The 15,736-nt window shown below is 43.1% G+C and carries 11 protein-coding genes; 5 read left to right on the top strand and 6 right to left on the bottom strand.

All coding sequences use genetic code 11. From position 1 onward, the window contains the following. Nucleotides 1-13 precede the first annotated feature (13 nt). The 3 genes from U0035_RS21655 (at nt 14) to U0035_RS21645 (ending at nt 2,913) form a co-directional block, all read left to right on the top strand. Entirely contained in the window at nt 14-676 is a 663-nt protein-coding gene (locus U0035_RS21655) for an ABC transporter ATP-binding protein (RefSeq protein ID WP_114791054.1), read from the top strand. 39 nt (nt 677-715) lie between these two features. Next, the gene (locus U0035_RS21650) at nt 716-2,134 is read left to right on the top strand and encodes a TolC family protein (protein ID WP_162817872.1); all 1,419 of its coding nucleotides are present in this window, start codon (nt 716-718) and stop codon (nt 2,132-2,134) included. Nucleotides 2,135-2,298: 164 nt separating this feature from the next. Next, nucleotides 2,299-2,913, top strand: coding sequence for a hypothetical protein (locus U0035_RS21645; RefSeq protein WP_114791052.1), 615 nt, complete (start codon nt 2,299-2,301; stop codon nt 2,911-2,913). A 502-nt stretch (nt 2,914-3,415) separates the two neighbouring features. Here the strand turns inward: U0035_RS21645 and U0035_RS21640 are convergent. From U0035_RS21640 to U0035_RS21620, 5 genes are all read right to left on the bottom strand, one after another. Next, nucleotides 3,416-4,750: a TolC family protein gene (locus U0035_RS21640; RefSeq protein WP_114791440.1), complete on the bottom strand. Its 1,335-nt coding sequence runs from the start codon at nt 4,748-4,750 to the stop codon at nt 3,416-3,418. 1 nt (nt 4,751) lies between these two features. Continuing rightward, nucleotides 4,752-7,883 carry an efflux RND transporter permease subunit gene (locus U0035_RS21635; protein WP_114791050.1) on the bottom strand — a complete coding sequence of 1,044 codons (3,132 nt, stop codon included), beginning with the start codon at nt 7,881-7,883 and terminating at the stop codon, nt 4,752-4,754. A 109-nt stretch (nt 7,884-7,992) separates the two neighbouring features. Next, nucleotides 7,993-9,048, bottom strand: a complete 1,056-nt coding sequence (locus U0035_RS21630; RefSeq protein ID WP_114791049.1) for an efflux RND transporter periplasmic adaptor subunit — start codon at nt 9,046-9,048, stop codon at nt 7,993-7,995. Between the two features lie 166 nt (nt 9,049-9,214). Next, nucleotides 9,215-9,817 (bottom strand): GNAT family N-acetyltransferase, encoded by a 603-nt coding sequence (locus U0035_RS21625; protein ID WP_114791048.1) that lies wholly within the window; start codon nt 9,815-9,817, stop codon nt 9,215-9,217. 53 nt (nt 9,818-9,870) lie between these two features. Beyond that, nucleotides 9,871-10,998, bottom strand: a complete 1,128-nt coding sequence (locus tag U0035_RS21620) for a 5-(carboxyamino)imidazole ribonucleotide synthase (RefSeq protein ID WP_114791047.1) — start codon at nt 10,996-10,998, stop codon at nt 9,871-9,873. Nucleotides 10,999-11,246: 248 nt separating this feature from the next. Here U0035_RS21620 and U0035_RS21615 point away from each other — a divergent pair, with 248 nt between their 5' ends. Beyond that, nucleotides 11,247-12,437, top strand: coding sequence for a L,D-transpeptidase family protein (locus tag U0035_RS21615; RefSeq protein WP_327138710.1), 1,191 nt, complete (start codon nt 11,247-11,249; stop codon nt 12,435-12,437). 759 nt (nt 12,438-13,196) lie between these two features. Next, nucleotides 13,197-13,601 carry a VOC family protein gene (locus U0035_RS21610; protein ID WP_114791045.1) on the top strand — a complete coding sequence of 135 codons (405 nt, stop codon included), beginning with the start codon at nt 13,197-13,199 and terminating at the stop codon, nt 13,599-13,601. Between the two features lie 253 nt (nt 13,602-13,854). On the opposite strand, the gene U0035_RS21605 is transcribed toward U0035_RS21610, so the two are convergent. After that, nucleotides 13,855-15,720, bottom strand: coding sequence for a glycoside hydrolase family 13 protein (locus U0035_RS21605; RefSeq protein ID WP_170138306.1), 1,866 nt, complete (start codon nt 15,718-15,720; stop codon nt 13,855-13,857). Nucleotides 15,721-15,736 lie beyond the last annotated feature (16 nt).

Raw genomic sequence — 15,736 nt, 5'->3', positions numbered from 1 at the left:
ACAATCAAATCGAATGTTAGAACTAAAAAAAATTTACAAGTGGGTCAACAACGGTAATCAACGTATTTTCCTGTTAAAAGACATTAATCTCACTATTCATGAAGGCGAATTCGTATCCATTATGGGGCCATCGGGTTCAGGTAAATCAACCTTACTGAATGTTATCGGCATGCTGGATACCTTCGACGAAGGAGCCTACGAATTTCTTGGGGAGTCGGTACACCAGCTCAAAGAAAAGCAAAGAACCAATTTATACAAACAGCATATCGGGTTTGTATTTCAGGCTTACCATCTGATAGATGAATTGACGGTTTATGAAAATATTGAAACACCGCTACTTTATCAAAATGTTAAAGGAAGTGACCGTAAGGCGATGGTAGCCGATATGCTCGACCGTTTTAATATTGTTGCTAAGAAAGACTTGTTCCCGGCACAGCTGTCGGGTGGTCAGCAGCAGTTGGTAGGTATCGCCCGTGCGTTGATTGCCCGGCCGAACTTGTTACTGGCAGATGAACCTACCGGTAACCTTAATTCCAAACAGGGCGAAGAGATCATGGAACTTTTTACCCAACTCAATAAAGAAGGCACCACCATAATACAGGTAACTCATTCAGAGAAAAATGCGACTTACGGCAACCGTATCATCAGCCTCCTGGACGGGATGATCGAAAAATAATTGATGTGCCCGCAGCATATAAAAACAGAAGAATCAGAAATGAATGATCAATCGAAGATATGGCTATTAGCAGTCTTTTTATGCATCAGCTCTTTAAGCAGTGCGCAAAAGACAATGACCCTGGAACAATGTATTGACACAGGCATCCGGGAAAATTTTGACGTGGAGCAAAGACGCATTGCAGCACAATCGGAACAGCTGGAGTATCAACAAAGCAAGCTCAACCTGCTGCCTGACCTGAACGGTAGCGCAGGTCATGGATTCAACCAGGGGCGCAGCATTGACCCTTTTACCAACTCACCCGTTACGCAATCGTTCAACTCTTCCAACTTTAGTTTAGCCAGTGGCCTTGTGTTATTCAGCGGACTATCCCGAATGAATAATATCAGGCGGGCAGACCTCAGCCGGAAAGCTGCACAAATGGAACTGCAACAGGAAAAAGACAACCTGGCTATCAACATCACCCTCGCCTACCTGCAGGTGTTAAGTCTTACTGAACAGGCTTATCTGCTGGAAGACCAGGCAAAATTATCCTTACAACAGGTAGACCGGCTGGATATACTCAATAGAGAGGGTGCGATAAAACCTTCGGAGCTATCTGATCTTAAAGGCCAGTTTGCGAATGACCGGCTTACAATTACCGATAATAAAAACAACCTGGGTAATGCCCGTTTAAGCCTGTTCCGGCTGATGAATATCCCCTATGATTCAACCCTTAACTTTGAACCCATGGACAGCTATTTGCCGATGGCTGACAACAGGAGTTCAAGTAGCATTTACCAGGCTGCCCTGCAACAACTGGCGCTGGTTAAAGCAGTTGATCTGCGAACTTTCAGTTCTATAAAATCGGTGCAGATGGCCAGAGGTGGTCTTTGGCCTACATTAAGCCTGGGCGGAAATGCCTATACACAATATTCCAGCGTAGCCAGGCAGAACCAATTTCAAAACACCAGCTTCAGGCAGACAGAAGACTATGTGGCGCTCAATGGACAACAGTACCCTTTATTTGTTAAACAGGACAATTACCTGACAAGCTCCATTCCATATGGCACACAGCTCAACAATAACCTGAACTCTTCACTCAATCTAACTTTAAGCATTCCTATTTTTAATGCATTGCAACAACGCAACAAAATAAAACAGGCACAGCTGGAGGTAAAACGCAATGCTACAATAGCAGCTGATACTAAAAGACAGCTACAACAGGATATTGACGTTGCTACATTAAATATGCAGACGGCAATAGAAAAATACGAGACCCTGCTACAACAGGTAGCCGCTTACAGGGAATCTTTTGAAGCGGCTGAAGCAAGATTCAATGAGGGTGTGGGCAACTCCATTGATTATTTAACAGCTAAGAACAACCTGGACCGGGCCAGCCGTAACCTGGTAAACGCACGTTACGATTATATACTGAGAAAAAAAGTACTCAGCTTCTATAGCAACAACGCATTCTAACCACTTCTTTATAACTGCGTTGACAATTAGTTATAATTATATGCTGTCTATCAGCTAAAAATATGGCCGGGCGGGCGAATATTATCTAATATTCAGCGAATATTAATTAGACTGTAAAACCATTCATCTGGTTTATATTTTTGAGCAAACAAATCTCAAGCATCATGAAACTTAACAATACTATTATAATCCTGGTTGCCGCTTTTATTTTCAGCCTGTCGGCCTGTAAAGCCGTCAAAGAGAATTTCGGTGGAGGTGTAGACATGAGCCAGCAGGACCAGGTAAACAAAATACCGGGGATTATCGCAAAAAAAATACAACCTGAAGAGCAGCTTCTTGAAGTGGATTTTGATTTCAAGAACAGCCAATCTTTTACACAGGAGGCCAAAATAGTTGAAGTGGTAAAGGCAGAGGGGTTAAAGGCGATAAAAATCAGCTTAAATACAGAAGATTCTGTTGGATCAAAAAGCATGGAGGAATTTACCTGGTACAAAGACATGGTTCGGTATGCAAAGCCACTTTCACAATTCGATTTTTCTAAGATAGCCCAATATGTTACCGATGCTATTCAACAAATTGATGCTACTAATTACGAATATGCCGGGTTAGGCAATTATACATTAAAGGTTGAAAAAGGAGGAATCGGCCACCAGTTTGATATTCAAACCACAAAAAAGGGTGAATCATCTAAACAAAATGGCAGGATGATCACTACCAACTATTACGAGCTGAATTTCGAGGTAACTCCAGAGGGAAAATTAATAAATAAATCAAAGTAACTATTGCTTCTTCTCCGGGCTCGCTGGAACCGGGCCTGCAAACCCATATTAAATGGGTTTTCTTATTTCACAGCTCAACCGTTGCACCTCACAACACGCAGGAGGTAAAGTAAAGATAAATGTTGAAGCATTATTAGCCGTTTCTAACCAACCCTTTTTTCCGGGAAACCAATCTGGCCAAATTCATGTTTTTGAGGCAGTTTTGGCTGGATTTAAATATTTACTCATAATAAACAAGTATCAAAATTATTATTACATCTGTTTTTAACCTCCCCTTCCCGACCAGTGGAGACACTGCCAAGGGCTATGCTGAGGTTTGTGTCTCCGCAAACCAGCCAGATGCATTTCGATAAAATCGATGTCGGCTTATCATCACATCAATTGCGTCATTGGTAGTGTATTTCCAACATTATCTTTCATTCATTTTATCATCCAGATTAATTAACCTATCGGCCTGACTGTTGGTCAAAAGACGCGATGGCTGCATAGATGTATAACCCTATTATTTTATAATATCGCCTTTCAACCGCAACAACTCAGTTTCTGCCAGCTTCAGGTTATAGCGTGCACTAATCAGCCGGTCATAGGCTTGTGCCAGACTTAGCTGGGCTTCTCTTAATTGTACCAGGGTGGCCGCACCCAGCTTATAGGTCTCAAATACAATAGCTACATTCTCTTCGGCCAAAGCAATACTTTCTTCCTCCAGCTTTAAAAATTTCTGTTGTTGCTGGTAGTCTTTAAAAGAGTTGATCACCGAAAGGTTGATCAGTGAACGCTGGTTCTCGTAACTTAATTCCTGCAAACTAACACTTAAACGGTCCTGCCTGATTTGCCTACGCACCCTGAACTGGTTAAAGATGGGAACCGTTGCTGTAAAACCATAATTGTAACCATTCAGTTGGTTAAATAAGGTAGAGAAATTATTCAATACTCTTTTGTTAACCGTGCGGCTGTAATTGTAAGCTGAGCCAAAAGCAATGGTCGGCCATAAACCGGCTCTGGTTTCTTTCAAAGTATATTTTGCTACTTCTATGTTGGAACGGGCCAGTAACAGGTCAGGATTGGTTCTTTCGATACCTTCCTGTATATCGCCCAATGCAATGTGCTCATTTAAAGGAATGGTATCGGGTATGGCAAATTCATGCTCCCTGACATTGCTGTTCATGGCCTGTATCAGCTGTTGCTTTAACTGGCCGATCGAAGTCTCCTGCTGCATTTTCAGCGCCTTTTGTTCGTTAAGGTCTACTTTACTCTGCAATACATCGGGCTTGGCGCCGCTGCCTATTTCCAATTTATATTGTGCCAGGCGAGACCGGTCGTTATTTAGCCTGATCTGTACATCCGTAGCTTTGATCAATTGCTGCTGGCGCGATATATTATAATAAATGTTCACCACCTGTGCCACTGTATTAATAACCTGCGCCTTCGCGGTATGGGAACCCGCTTCCAGCAGCGCTGCCGCTTTATCCCTGGTTGCAAACATGCGGAAGCCATCAAATAATACCCAATCCAGTCCTATACTGGCCTGCAGATTATTGGAGCGGATACCATTGGATTTCCGTTCGGTGCCATCTGCCAAAGTCTGGCGCTGGTTATTATTATTAAAAGTACGGGACGCATCAGCATTAACCGCAGGTAAAAAAACAGCATTGCGATAACTGTAATCTATTGCGGCTACCAGCGAATCGTTTTTGGCGATCTGTATATCATAGTTGTTCTGCAACGCAGTGGCGATCGCCTCTTCCAGCGTTAATATCCGCTGTGCACCGGCATTCCCGCTAATCGCCAACAATGCTGCCAGTGTTATCAACAACCGATGTCTGTACAATCGTCTCATTTTAATGTTTTTGATCATGCGCCGCCTCCTCATTTGTTTTAACCAGTTCCTTCTCCTCATCCGCCAGCACTTCTTCAAAAGTTTTCACTTCCTTACCCGATGCCATGTAACTATAAATGGCCGGTAATACATATAATGTAAGTACCAGCGAAAATATAATACCTCCTACAATCACAATACCTAACGGAATACGGCTGGTTGCGGCGGCGCCCAACGACATTGCGATCGGTAAGGCACCCAAAGCCATTGCGAGGCTCGTCATTAAGATAGGACGTAAACGCTGACCGGCGGCATAGACCACGGCTTCCGTTTTACCCATGCCCTTTTTCTCGCGGCTCTGGTTAGCGAATTCGACTATCAATATACCATTCTTGGTTACCAGCCCAATCAGCATAATCATACCTATTTGTGAAAAGATATTAAAGGTCTGGCCAAATATCCACAGGGAAATAAAAGCTCCTGCAAAGGCCATGGGTACGGTAAGGATAATAATGAAAGGATCAATAAAGCTTTCGAACTGTGCGGCAAGGATGAGGTATATTAATCCAATGGCCAGCAATAAAGCAAACATGGTATTACCGCTGCTCTCTGCAAAATCGCGGGCCGAACCGGTTAAAGAGGTTGTAAAGGTTTCATCCAGTAACTTATTTGCAATTCGGTCCATTTCCTTAACCCCGTCACCTACCGTGTATCCTTCAGCCAGGTTGGCAGACACCGTTGCCGATTTGTACCGGTTGAAACGGTAAATAGTAGGCGGTGTGGTAGATTCAACCGAGTTGGTAATATTATCCAGGCTGATCAATTGCCCCGCATTATTGCGCACGAAAATCTTTTTGAGGTCATTAGGATCATCCCTGTCTATCCTGTCTACCTGCGCCATCACCTGGTATTGCTTACCACTGCGGGTAAAATATCCCAGGCGCTGATTACTGTAAGCGGTTTGAAGTGCCTGCGATACATCTGCGATGGAAACACCCAGCTGTGCTGCTTTCAACCTGTCCACGTGAACACGCAGCTCCGGTTTATTAAATTTCAAATCCGCATCTACCTGGGTCAGAATGTCGCTTTTATTAGCCTCTTCTAAAAACTGAGGCAATATTTCCGAAAGTTTATCGAAGTCGTTATTCTGTAATACAAATTGCACTGCCTGCCCTCCACGACGGTTCACCTGTATCGTTTGATCCTGATTGGCAAAAGCCCTGGCCTCCGTGTACTTGGAAACATGTTTATTTACATATTCCACTATTTCTTTTTGTGAGCGATCCCGCTCACCAGGTTTCACCAACCTTACCCGGATCATACCGTTATTAGCGGCCCCACTCATTCTCGAACCGGTTATCGAAAGCACAATTTCATGCTCTGGTACCGAATCGATCAGGAATTGTGAAACCTTGTTTACATATTGATCCATGGCCAGGAAAGAAGTCCCTTCAGGTGCGGTTAAACTTAGCCTGAACTGGCTTTTATCTTCCATCGGGGCCAGCTCCGATTGAATATTGGTAAACAGGAAATAAATAACCACAAAACAGGCTGCGATCACCAGCCAGGCAATCCAGCGCAATTTCATAAATGCTTTCAGGGTTCGCTCATACAGGCTTTCCATACCCGTAAAAAAAGGTTCTGTTTTCAGATAGAACCACGAATGCTTATGCACATCTTTCTTGGAAATAAACACGTTGAGCACCGGGGTTAACGTCAGCGATACAAATGCCGAGATCAATACGGCGCCGGCCACTACAATACCAAACTCCCTGAATAGGCGACCCACGAAACCTTCCAGGAACACGATTGGCAAAAACACTACTGAAAGCGTAATAGACGTAGCTATTACTGCAAAGTAAATTTCTTTTGATCCTTCCAGCGCAGCCTTGCGCTTGCTCATGCCCTGCTCCAGCTTCTTAAAGATATTCTCCGTCACCACTATACCGTCATCTACCACTAATCCTGTCGCCAAGACAATTGCCAACAGCGTTAATACATTAATAGTATATCCCATGATATACATAATAAAGAAGGCTCCGATTAATGACACAGGAATATCAATCAGCGGACGAATAGATAATAACCAGTCCCGGAAAAACAGGTATACAATTAATACCACCAGTCCAATTGCAATTACCAGCGTCTCTTCTACCTCAAGAATCGATTTTTTGATATATTCCGTCTGATCCAACGCTATATTCAGCTTAATATCAGCAGGTACTTCTTTTTTAATATCCTCCAGGCGCTTATAAAACTCATCTGAAATAGATACATAATTAGCGCCCGGCTGTGGAACAATAGCGAGCGCCACCATTGGTACTGCACTTTCTTTTAACTGCGATTCCTCGTTTTCAGGCCCCAGTACCACATTTGCAACATCTTTAACACGGATATCGCTTCCGTTCACATTTTTTACCACGATATTGGCAAACTCTTCTTCTGTATCCAGACGGCCAAAAGTACGAATGGTCAGTTCCGTATTATCTCCGGTTAGTTTTCCCGAAGGCAGTTCTATATTTTCTCTTTGTAAAGCGGACTGAATTTCTTCAGGTGTAATGTCAAAAGCTGCCATTTTATTAGGATCCAGCCAAAGGCGCATGGCGAATCTTTTCTCACCCCAGGTATCAATACTGCTTACACCCGGTATGGTTTGTAAACGGTCGATTAAAATATTATTGGCATACTCGGTAAGCTCCAGCGGATTCTTGGTATCGCTTTGTACAGTCATCGAAAGAATCGGTTCTGCACTGGCATCAGCCTTGCTTACTGACGACGGTGCTTCCAGATCAGGGGGCAATTGTCTTTGCGCCGCCGCTACTTTATCTCTTACATCATTAGCCGCCGCTTCCAGGTCCACACCCACGTCAAATTCTACGTTGATACTGCTGCTTCCGTTACTACTGCTCGAAGTGATATTGCGGATGCCCGGGATACCGTTAATGGCGTCTTCGAGGGGTTCGGTAATCTGCGATTCTATAATATCTGCATTGGCTCCTGCATACGTAGTTCGCACACCAATATTGGGAGGGTCAATTGCCGGGTAATCTCTTACCCCCAAAAATTTAAAGGCAATCACACCAAATACGATAATGACCACATTCATCACTATCGCCAGCACCGGCCTTCTTAAACTTAATTCAGAAATATTCACTCGTAGAGGTTGAACTTTAGATGTTAGATACTTGATACTGGATTCTCGATACTAGATACTCGATGCTCGATACCGGATGCCGGCCTCATTATTCACTACTCACTATTCACTATTCAACAATTTTCCCGATCTCCACTTTCGCATCCGGCTTGGTGGTCATAATGCCTGTGGTTAAAATGGTATCGCCTACTTTTAATCCGCGGGTTACTTCTACCCGGGCAGAATCGCGGGCGCCGATCTCCACATCGCTGAACACAGCTTTTCCATTTCGGTATAAAATAACCTGCTTGCCTTTTATAGTAGGTACTACCGACTGAGAAGGAACAAATATGGCATTCGTATTCGCAGCAAAACCCAATTTCACTTTTGCAAACGCACCGGGCACTAATGCATTGGAAGCGCCATTTACCCGGGCCCTCACTAACAGGCTCCGGTTCGTAACACCCACATTCGACTCGGTGGCATAAACACGCGCGGTATATGTTTTATCGCTACCCTGCACGGTGAAATCCACCAGTTGACCGTTTTCGATACTTCCAATATATTTTTCCGGGATGGAGAAATCAAGCTTCAGGTCACTTACCTGGTTGATGGTTGCAATGATATCGGCAGGTGATACATAGGCGCCCGGACTTACATTTCTAAGCCCTAGTTTACCACTGAAAGGAGCGCGGATCTCCGTACGGTAGATCTGTGTTTTGATAACGTCTATATCGGCCCGGATATTATTAAGGTTAAGCAGGGTAATATCATAATCATTACGGCTGATTCCCTGAATTTCCAGTAAGCGGGAGGCCCTGTTCTCATTGGTTTGGGCAATGGCTAACTGAGACTGTAATTTTTTTAACTGGGCCTGCAGGTCGCCATCATATATTTTAGCCAGCAATGCCCCTTTTCCTACCGGCTTGCCTTCGGCAATATTTAATTGCACAATGCGACCGGAGACCTCGGGTCGTATTTCAGTAACCTCATTGGCTACAATAGAGCCCGGTACTTCTATCACATCCGCAAAAGATTGGGTGGATACAATGTAAGCTTCCAGCCTGGGAGCAGTACGTTGTTGGGAGGGCTTTGATTTTGCCTCTTGCTTTTTAGAACCACATGCAGCAAAAAGACAGGCAATCGTTGCACTGATTATGGTTTGGTGAACATATTTAGGGATCATCAAATATCGTTATGCCTTAAAATTAAGTACGTAATCAACATAAGACGCTAAAAAATAAAAATTCCTGCTTCAAAGACTATTTTTAATACGAAGCATCCGCAACTATCCTCTTTTTATATATAAAATATTATTATATATATTATAGTTTTATGATCAGGGGGGAAGCTTATCGCCCGTTATGTATTTGCTCTATTTTATATAAAAGTGATTTCTTACAGGCTTTCCATTCACTTTCTAAAATAGAAAAAACGACCGTATCCCGGTATGAACCATCGGGCATGATCTGATGGTTTCTTAAAACACCATCCTGTTTGGCGCCAAGGCGCGCAATTGCATTTCTTGAGTGGGAATTATACCAGTTCGTTCTGAACTCAACTGCTACGGCTTCCAGCTCTTCAAAAGCATACCGGAGCATCAATAATTTACATTCAGAATTTACATAGGTTTTCTGGTAGGATTTTGCATACCAGGTATAGCCAATTTCCACTCTTCGATGCTCGCTCACTGCGTTTGCAAACCTGGTGGTGCCAATTATCGTGTCCGTTCTTTTGTCAACCACTGCAAAAGGCAACGCCATATCCTTTTCAAAATCAGCAAAAGCCTTGTCTAAATACGCATTAACGGTCATTTCAGACGGTACACTCGTAAACCACAACTCCCAGAGATTTCCATCGCTCGCAGCGGCGACAAGAGCATCCCGGTGTTCCCGTTGTAAAGGAATCAATTTTACGTTATCGGTTTCTAAAACCACCTCGTTCAGCCACTTCATAGCACCTATTTTACGGATTACTCATTATTCACTACTCATCATTCCCCTATTTACTATTTCTTACTCACCACTGATAAATTATGCTTGATCCTGTTGGCTTTGTGCAGCAGATCGGCTTTTTCATTGCTCACAATGGTTACATGGCCCATTTTACGGCCAGGCTTGGTTTCCGCTTTGCCATAAATATGAAAAAATGCATTCTCTATCTTCAGCATCTCTTCCAGTCCTTCATAATGTGCGGCACCGCTATAACCTTCAGCGCCAATGATATTTTGCATCAGCGAAGACTGGATAGGATCAGTAGATCCCAGCGGATATTGCAGCATTATCCTCCATAACATATCGAATTGGGAACTGTAGTGCGCTTCAATAGTATGGTGCCCGCTATTATGTACCCTGGGCGCCATTTCGTTCACTAATACATCACCATCGGGTGTAACAAACATTTCTACCGCAAAAATGCCCGGTGAATTAAGATTTTTCACCGAGGCTAAAGCAATCGCTTCAGCTTTATAATACACTTCTTTTGAAATCTCGGCAGGGCAAAGCTGGAAAGCCAGTAGATTCAGGCTGGTATCAAATACCATTTCTACTGCCGGGTACAATGCTATTTTACCATCTACACCTACGGCAATCATCATGGCTATTTCCTTCGCAATATTTACTTTCTTCTCCAGAACACTTAGCGCGTCAAAACCTTTGGCAATATCGCTTTCATCGTTGATCACCTGCACTCCTTTGCCATCGTATCCGCCTTCAGCCAGTTTATGTACTGCAGGTAAAAACTCCGTTTGCTGCGCCAGGTCATCAATATTATGTGTTAACACATAAGGTGAAGTAGGAATTTTATGCTCTGTGTAGTAATTCTTTTGGGCAGCCTTATTACAAATGATCTTTAAAACAGCTGGTTTAGGAAAAATAACCTTCCCCTCCTGCTCCAGCTTTTCGAGCGCCTCAATGTTTACATTTTCTATTTCTATGGTAATAGCATCCAGGTCCTTGCCAAAATTGTATACATCATCGAAATTTCTGATATCGCCTTTGGTAAAGTAATGGCAGAGATGAGCTGCAGGGCTGTGCGCGTCATTTTCCAGCACATAAGTGGTCACGGGATAATTAGCTGCGGCTTGTAAAAGCATCCTGCCTAATTGTCCCCCGCCGAGAATTCCTATTTTTTGCATGCCGCAAAGATAGGTATGCGACGGGTTTGGCAGCTTGCCATTTATAACATTTACTTATGTAAACTTTGCGGCGTAACTGTTAAATTTGCAGACGGTGGTTCAAATCGTCCCAAAACTGCGTAGGCCGGTCCGGTACATGGATTCATTATTGATTTTCAACTGTTCCTGTTACTGACCATCGTCATAAGACATCTTTATTATCGCTTGGGATCTTTTGATAATCTTTTAAACGGGCAATTTTATCGCAGATGATGAAAAATATTTTTTGGATTATTCTTGTTATACTCGGCAGTTTACAAATACAGGCGCAAACTTCAGTCTCGTCTTTCAGTAATGCAGCCACTTCTTCTTTTGTCACTTACCAAATGGGCTTTCAACGTCCCCGCGAGTCCTTTGCCCGCAAAGAGGCTAATCTGAAGGCCTTGTTCGAGGTTAAGAATCTTAAATGGCCTGCGCGTTACATGTATATCCGCTCGTTCAAATACGACAGCCAACTGGAAGTATGGGTAAAAAATACAGTTACCGAACCCTATAAATTATTGAAAATTTATAAGGTTTGTGCATTGGTGGGTACGCTGGGCCCTAAGAGATTTGAGGGAGACTACCAGGTACCCGAAGGATTTTACCATATTAACGAGTTTAATCCTAACAGCGCTTACTACTTATCCCTGGGACTTAACTATCCCAACGCTTCAGACCGGGTATTGAGCGACCCTGTAAAACCAGGCGGGGATATTTATATTCACGGAGGCTGTGCTACAGTAGGTTGTATTCCCATCAAAGACGACCAGATTGATGAACTTTATGTATTAACGGCCAGCAGCAAATCTGTTGGCCTGGACTTTATTCCCGTACATATCTTCCCTATTAAATATGATGTAAAGAAAAGCTACGATTACCTCGGCAAGCTTACAAAAGACAACAAACAGCTAAAAGACTTTTCAGATCCGCTTGAAGATGCTTACGACTACTTTGAAAAATACAAACAGATTCCGATTGTAATGATTAAGGATGACGGACAGTATGTGGTTAACAACGCCTTACCCAAAGTACCGAAGTTCCAGCCGCTAATAAGGCATCGCCCGAAAGCTACTACTAAACCTATTGTAAGAAATATAGAGCTCGAAACGGCTGCAGTAGCCAAATGGCCCGAGTTTCCGGGCGGCACCGAAGCCTATACCACTTATCTTAAACAGTTGGGAAAAGACATGACCCCTTCGCTTCCGGATAGCGTTACCCATACCTATGCACAGGTAGAGTTTATCGTAGATAAAGACGGAGCCCCGGTAAACTTTAAGATAATAAGAGGTCTGGATAAAGAATTTAACGACATGTTGATAGAAAAAATGGAACAAATGCCTAAATGGGCGCCCGCTATTTATCGCGAAAAGCCGGTAGCCAAGAAAATGGTACAGACGGTTACTGTGGGGATCAATTAACATTCTTTAGTACAGGCGGCATATATTAACTAAGATGTTTTTTCAGATGTGCCCCTGGTTTCAGAGAAACCATTTTGCTACAGACCTCGAGAAAATGAGGTCATCAAATAGTTTTCTGGAGTATTGTCCGAGCCAATCTGATGATTATCTTTTTGACGATCCAACCGTTAAATTTATTTCCGATAGACCTAGACCTGCTATAGATAATCTGTTTTTGAAAGCCTATATTGAAATAAAAGTTCAACGATACTTAATGCTTTTATTGATGACTCGCATATAACCGTCATCTGGCCAGGTATCCTATTTGATAAATTTTCCAGCAGTTTCAAGAGCACCCTCTCCTTCCCCCGGTATATGATGTTCCCCGCTCTATCTACCAATATGAAAGTAGGATAAGCTATAATTTTTAATTATCTGTCGATAAACAATAAACCAAACAGTATATGGGGAAGAATTGGACTGTCCTCAGACCTCTTTTATAGGCTAACCGTTCTTCTCCAATAATAAGATCCGGAATTGCTTTAACGCCTCTCATTAAAGCAGATAACTTCAGCAATGCCCGGGGACAAACGCTTATTGTAACGGCTACACAACAATAGAACCCGGTAACTATAAATAATAAATGATTTCCGGGTTGATATTACAAAACCGTTCCCTCGGCGCAAAACACCCTATCATTGACTTGTTTATACCTTATTCAAGAATCATTGTCTCAGTACATTTGTACCAACAAACAATCATTCATTAAAAACAATAACTATGAGCCAGCAAATTTTCGTTAACCTCCCGGTAAAAGATCTTCAGCAATCGATGGACTTTTATACGGCTATAGGATTTACCAACAACCCCCAGTTTACCGATGACAAAGCTGCCTGCATGGTAGTAAGCGACACTATCTTTATAATGCTTCTTACACACGATCGTTTTAAAGATTTTACTTCTAAAGAAATTGCCGATACCAAAAAAACAGTTGCCGTTTTAAATGCGCTTTCTGTGGCAAGTGCCGAAGCTGTAAACGATACGCTGAAGAAAGCCCTTGCTGCAGGCGGTAATGAATATGCAGAACCCAAAGACTATGGCTTCATGCAGCAGCGTTGCTTTGAAGATCTGGATGGACATAACTGGGAGATCACTTATATGGATATGAGCCAGTTTCCTCAGTAATTAACAATAAATAACTACTTAAAAGGCTTCCGTGTAGAGAAGCCTTTTTTGTTGACCAGCTTTATAGTATTCTTATTTTCTAAACATGAAGGAATTAAGAATCATTCAGTAGGTGCACATTCAGAAGTATTGTGTAACCACATCATTAAACTTAACTACCCTTAACTCCTCAATGTTTAAAACAATTCGCTGATTTAACAGAAAGGTTGATAGATATCGGGGCCTTTTACGCTTTTGACCAGATGGGGGCCTTTTACGGCTTCAGCTCTAATACCAGGTTGGTCATGGGCTGGAGAGTAATTGAATCCTTTAGCGGAATCTTTACATCCATTACCACATCCCTTCCCGTTGTAAAGCCATCCACTCTTTCTGCAAACCTGTTTAAGCCAAGAGTAAAAGCTTTATCATTGGTGTTCATGATGCACATCACGCTTTGTTGCGCATCATACCTGAAATAAACATACACGCCGTCGTAAGGAACAAACTGCATCAGCTTGCCGGTTTTTATTGCCGATGAATTCTTCCTAAAATTGGCCAGCTTCCTGATATAATCAAATACCTGATTCTCTTTGGCTGTTCTGCCGGCTGCCGTAAACTTATTAGCTTTATCGCCTTTCCAGCCACCGGGGAAGTCCAGCCTTACATAGCCATCATTCGGCGAAGTAGTCCCTGCCATTAATATTTCATTACCATAGTACATCTGCGGTATGCCCCTGCTGGTCAGCAACCAGGCAAAAGCAGCCTTATACTTAGCCGTATCCTCGTTCACTACGCTGTAAAATCTCGCGATATCGTGGTTGTCCAGGAATATTACCTGGCGCATCGGATCTTTATACAGGAAATCCTGGGCAAGGGTCGTATACAATTTGTTCACTCCTTCCGTCCAGCCAAAGGGTTGCGTTAATGCAGGTTGTATGCCATAAAATAAGGTTTGAAAATCAGTAGTAGCCTGCAGGTTACTTTTAAACGGCACTTCAAAGTTGTTTTCGCAGAAATAACTCTGGTTGGGCACACCGTGCACCCAGGTTTCCCCAAATATCGTCAGCTTTGGAAAATCGTCATACAAAGCCTGGTTACACCGGTTCATAAAAGGCAGGTCATTGTACGCATAAGTGTCAACACGCCAGCCATCAATGCCAAACTCTTCCACGGTCCAAATGGCATGCTGTATTAAAAACCGTTGTACCATTTCATTGCTCTGATCCCAATCGGGCATCGACGGTACAAACCAACCATCAGACATTAATTTTTTATCAGCAGCGGAGGCGTAAGGATCAAATACCACCTGGTCTTTATAGCTGGTTTGGGTAAACTTTGGCCAGCGATGGAACCAGCTGCTGTCAGGCTGGTCTTTAAATAAAAAATGCTCAGTGCCTATATGGTTATATACTGCATCCTGTATGATCTTCATCCCCTTTGCATGCGCGGCATCTACCAATGCATGATAGGCCTGCTCTCCTCCAATCCTTCTTTCTATTTTATAATGATCGGTAAACGCATAGCCATGCTCGGTTCGTCCGGGCATATCGTTCTCTATAACCGGGTTGAGCCAGATGGCGGTTACACCCAGGTCCTGCAGGTAATCCAGGTGATTTTGCACTCCTTTCAAATCGCCGCCATGACGATTAAACACCGTATCCCGTCTCAGGCTTTGATCCCGCATCCCTTTTACCCGGTCGTTGCTTTCATCGCCATTACTAAAGCGGTCGGGCATGATCAGGTACATCAGGTCTTCGGAAGTCACTCCTTTCGCATAAGCAGTACCGTTACCCATGCGACGCGGCTTTAGCTCATATTTTATACCCTTTTTGCCTACAAAAGGTAAAGTAATCCAACCCGGTTGAGCGTTGGCAGCAATTTCCAGGTCAAAGAAAATATAGTTACTGTTAGCCACTCTTCTGATCTGCTTCAAATGAACGCCCGGCGCCAGTTCCATACCTTCCGGTTTCATTTTAACCATCGGTATGGTAGCTGCAATTTTTTCTCCTCTTACCATTACCTGTAGCTTGTCCCATTTCATACCCGTCCACCAATGGGTAGGGTAAACAGCTACCTGCTGCGCCTGCGCCGCAATCGTCGCGCCCAACAATACCAGTATCAAAACCAATCTATTCATCATCCGTTTTATTTTAGTT

Source organism: Niabella yanshanensis (genome assembly GCF_034424215.1).
Classification (GTDB): domain Bacteria; phylum Bacteroidota; class Bacteroidia; order Chitinophagales; family Chitinophagaceae; genus Niabella; species Niabella yanshanensis.
The sequence above is the reverse complement of the archived record's forward strand: the minus strand, read 5'-3'. Positions and strand labels throughout refer to the sequence as shown.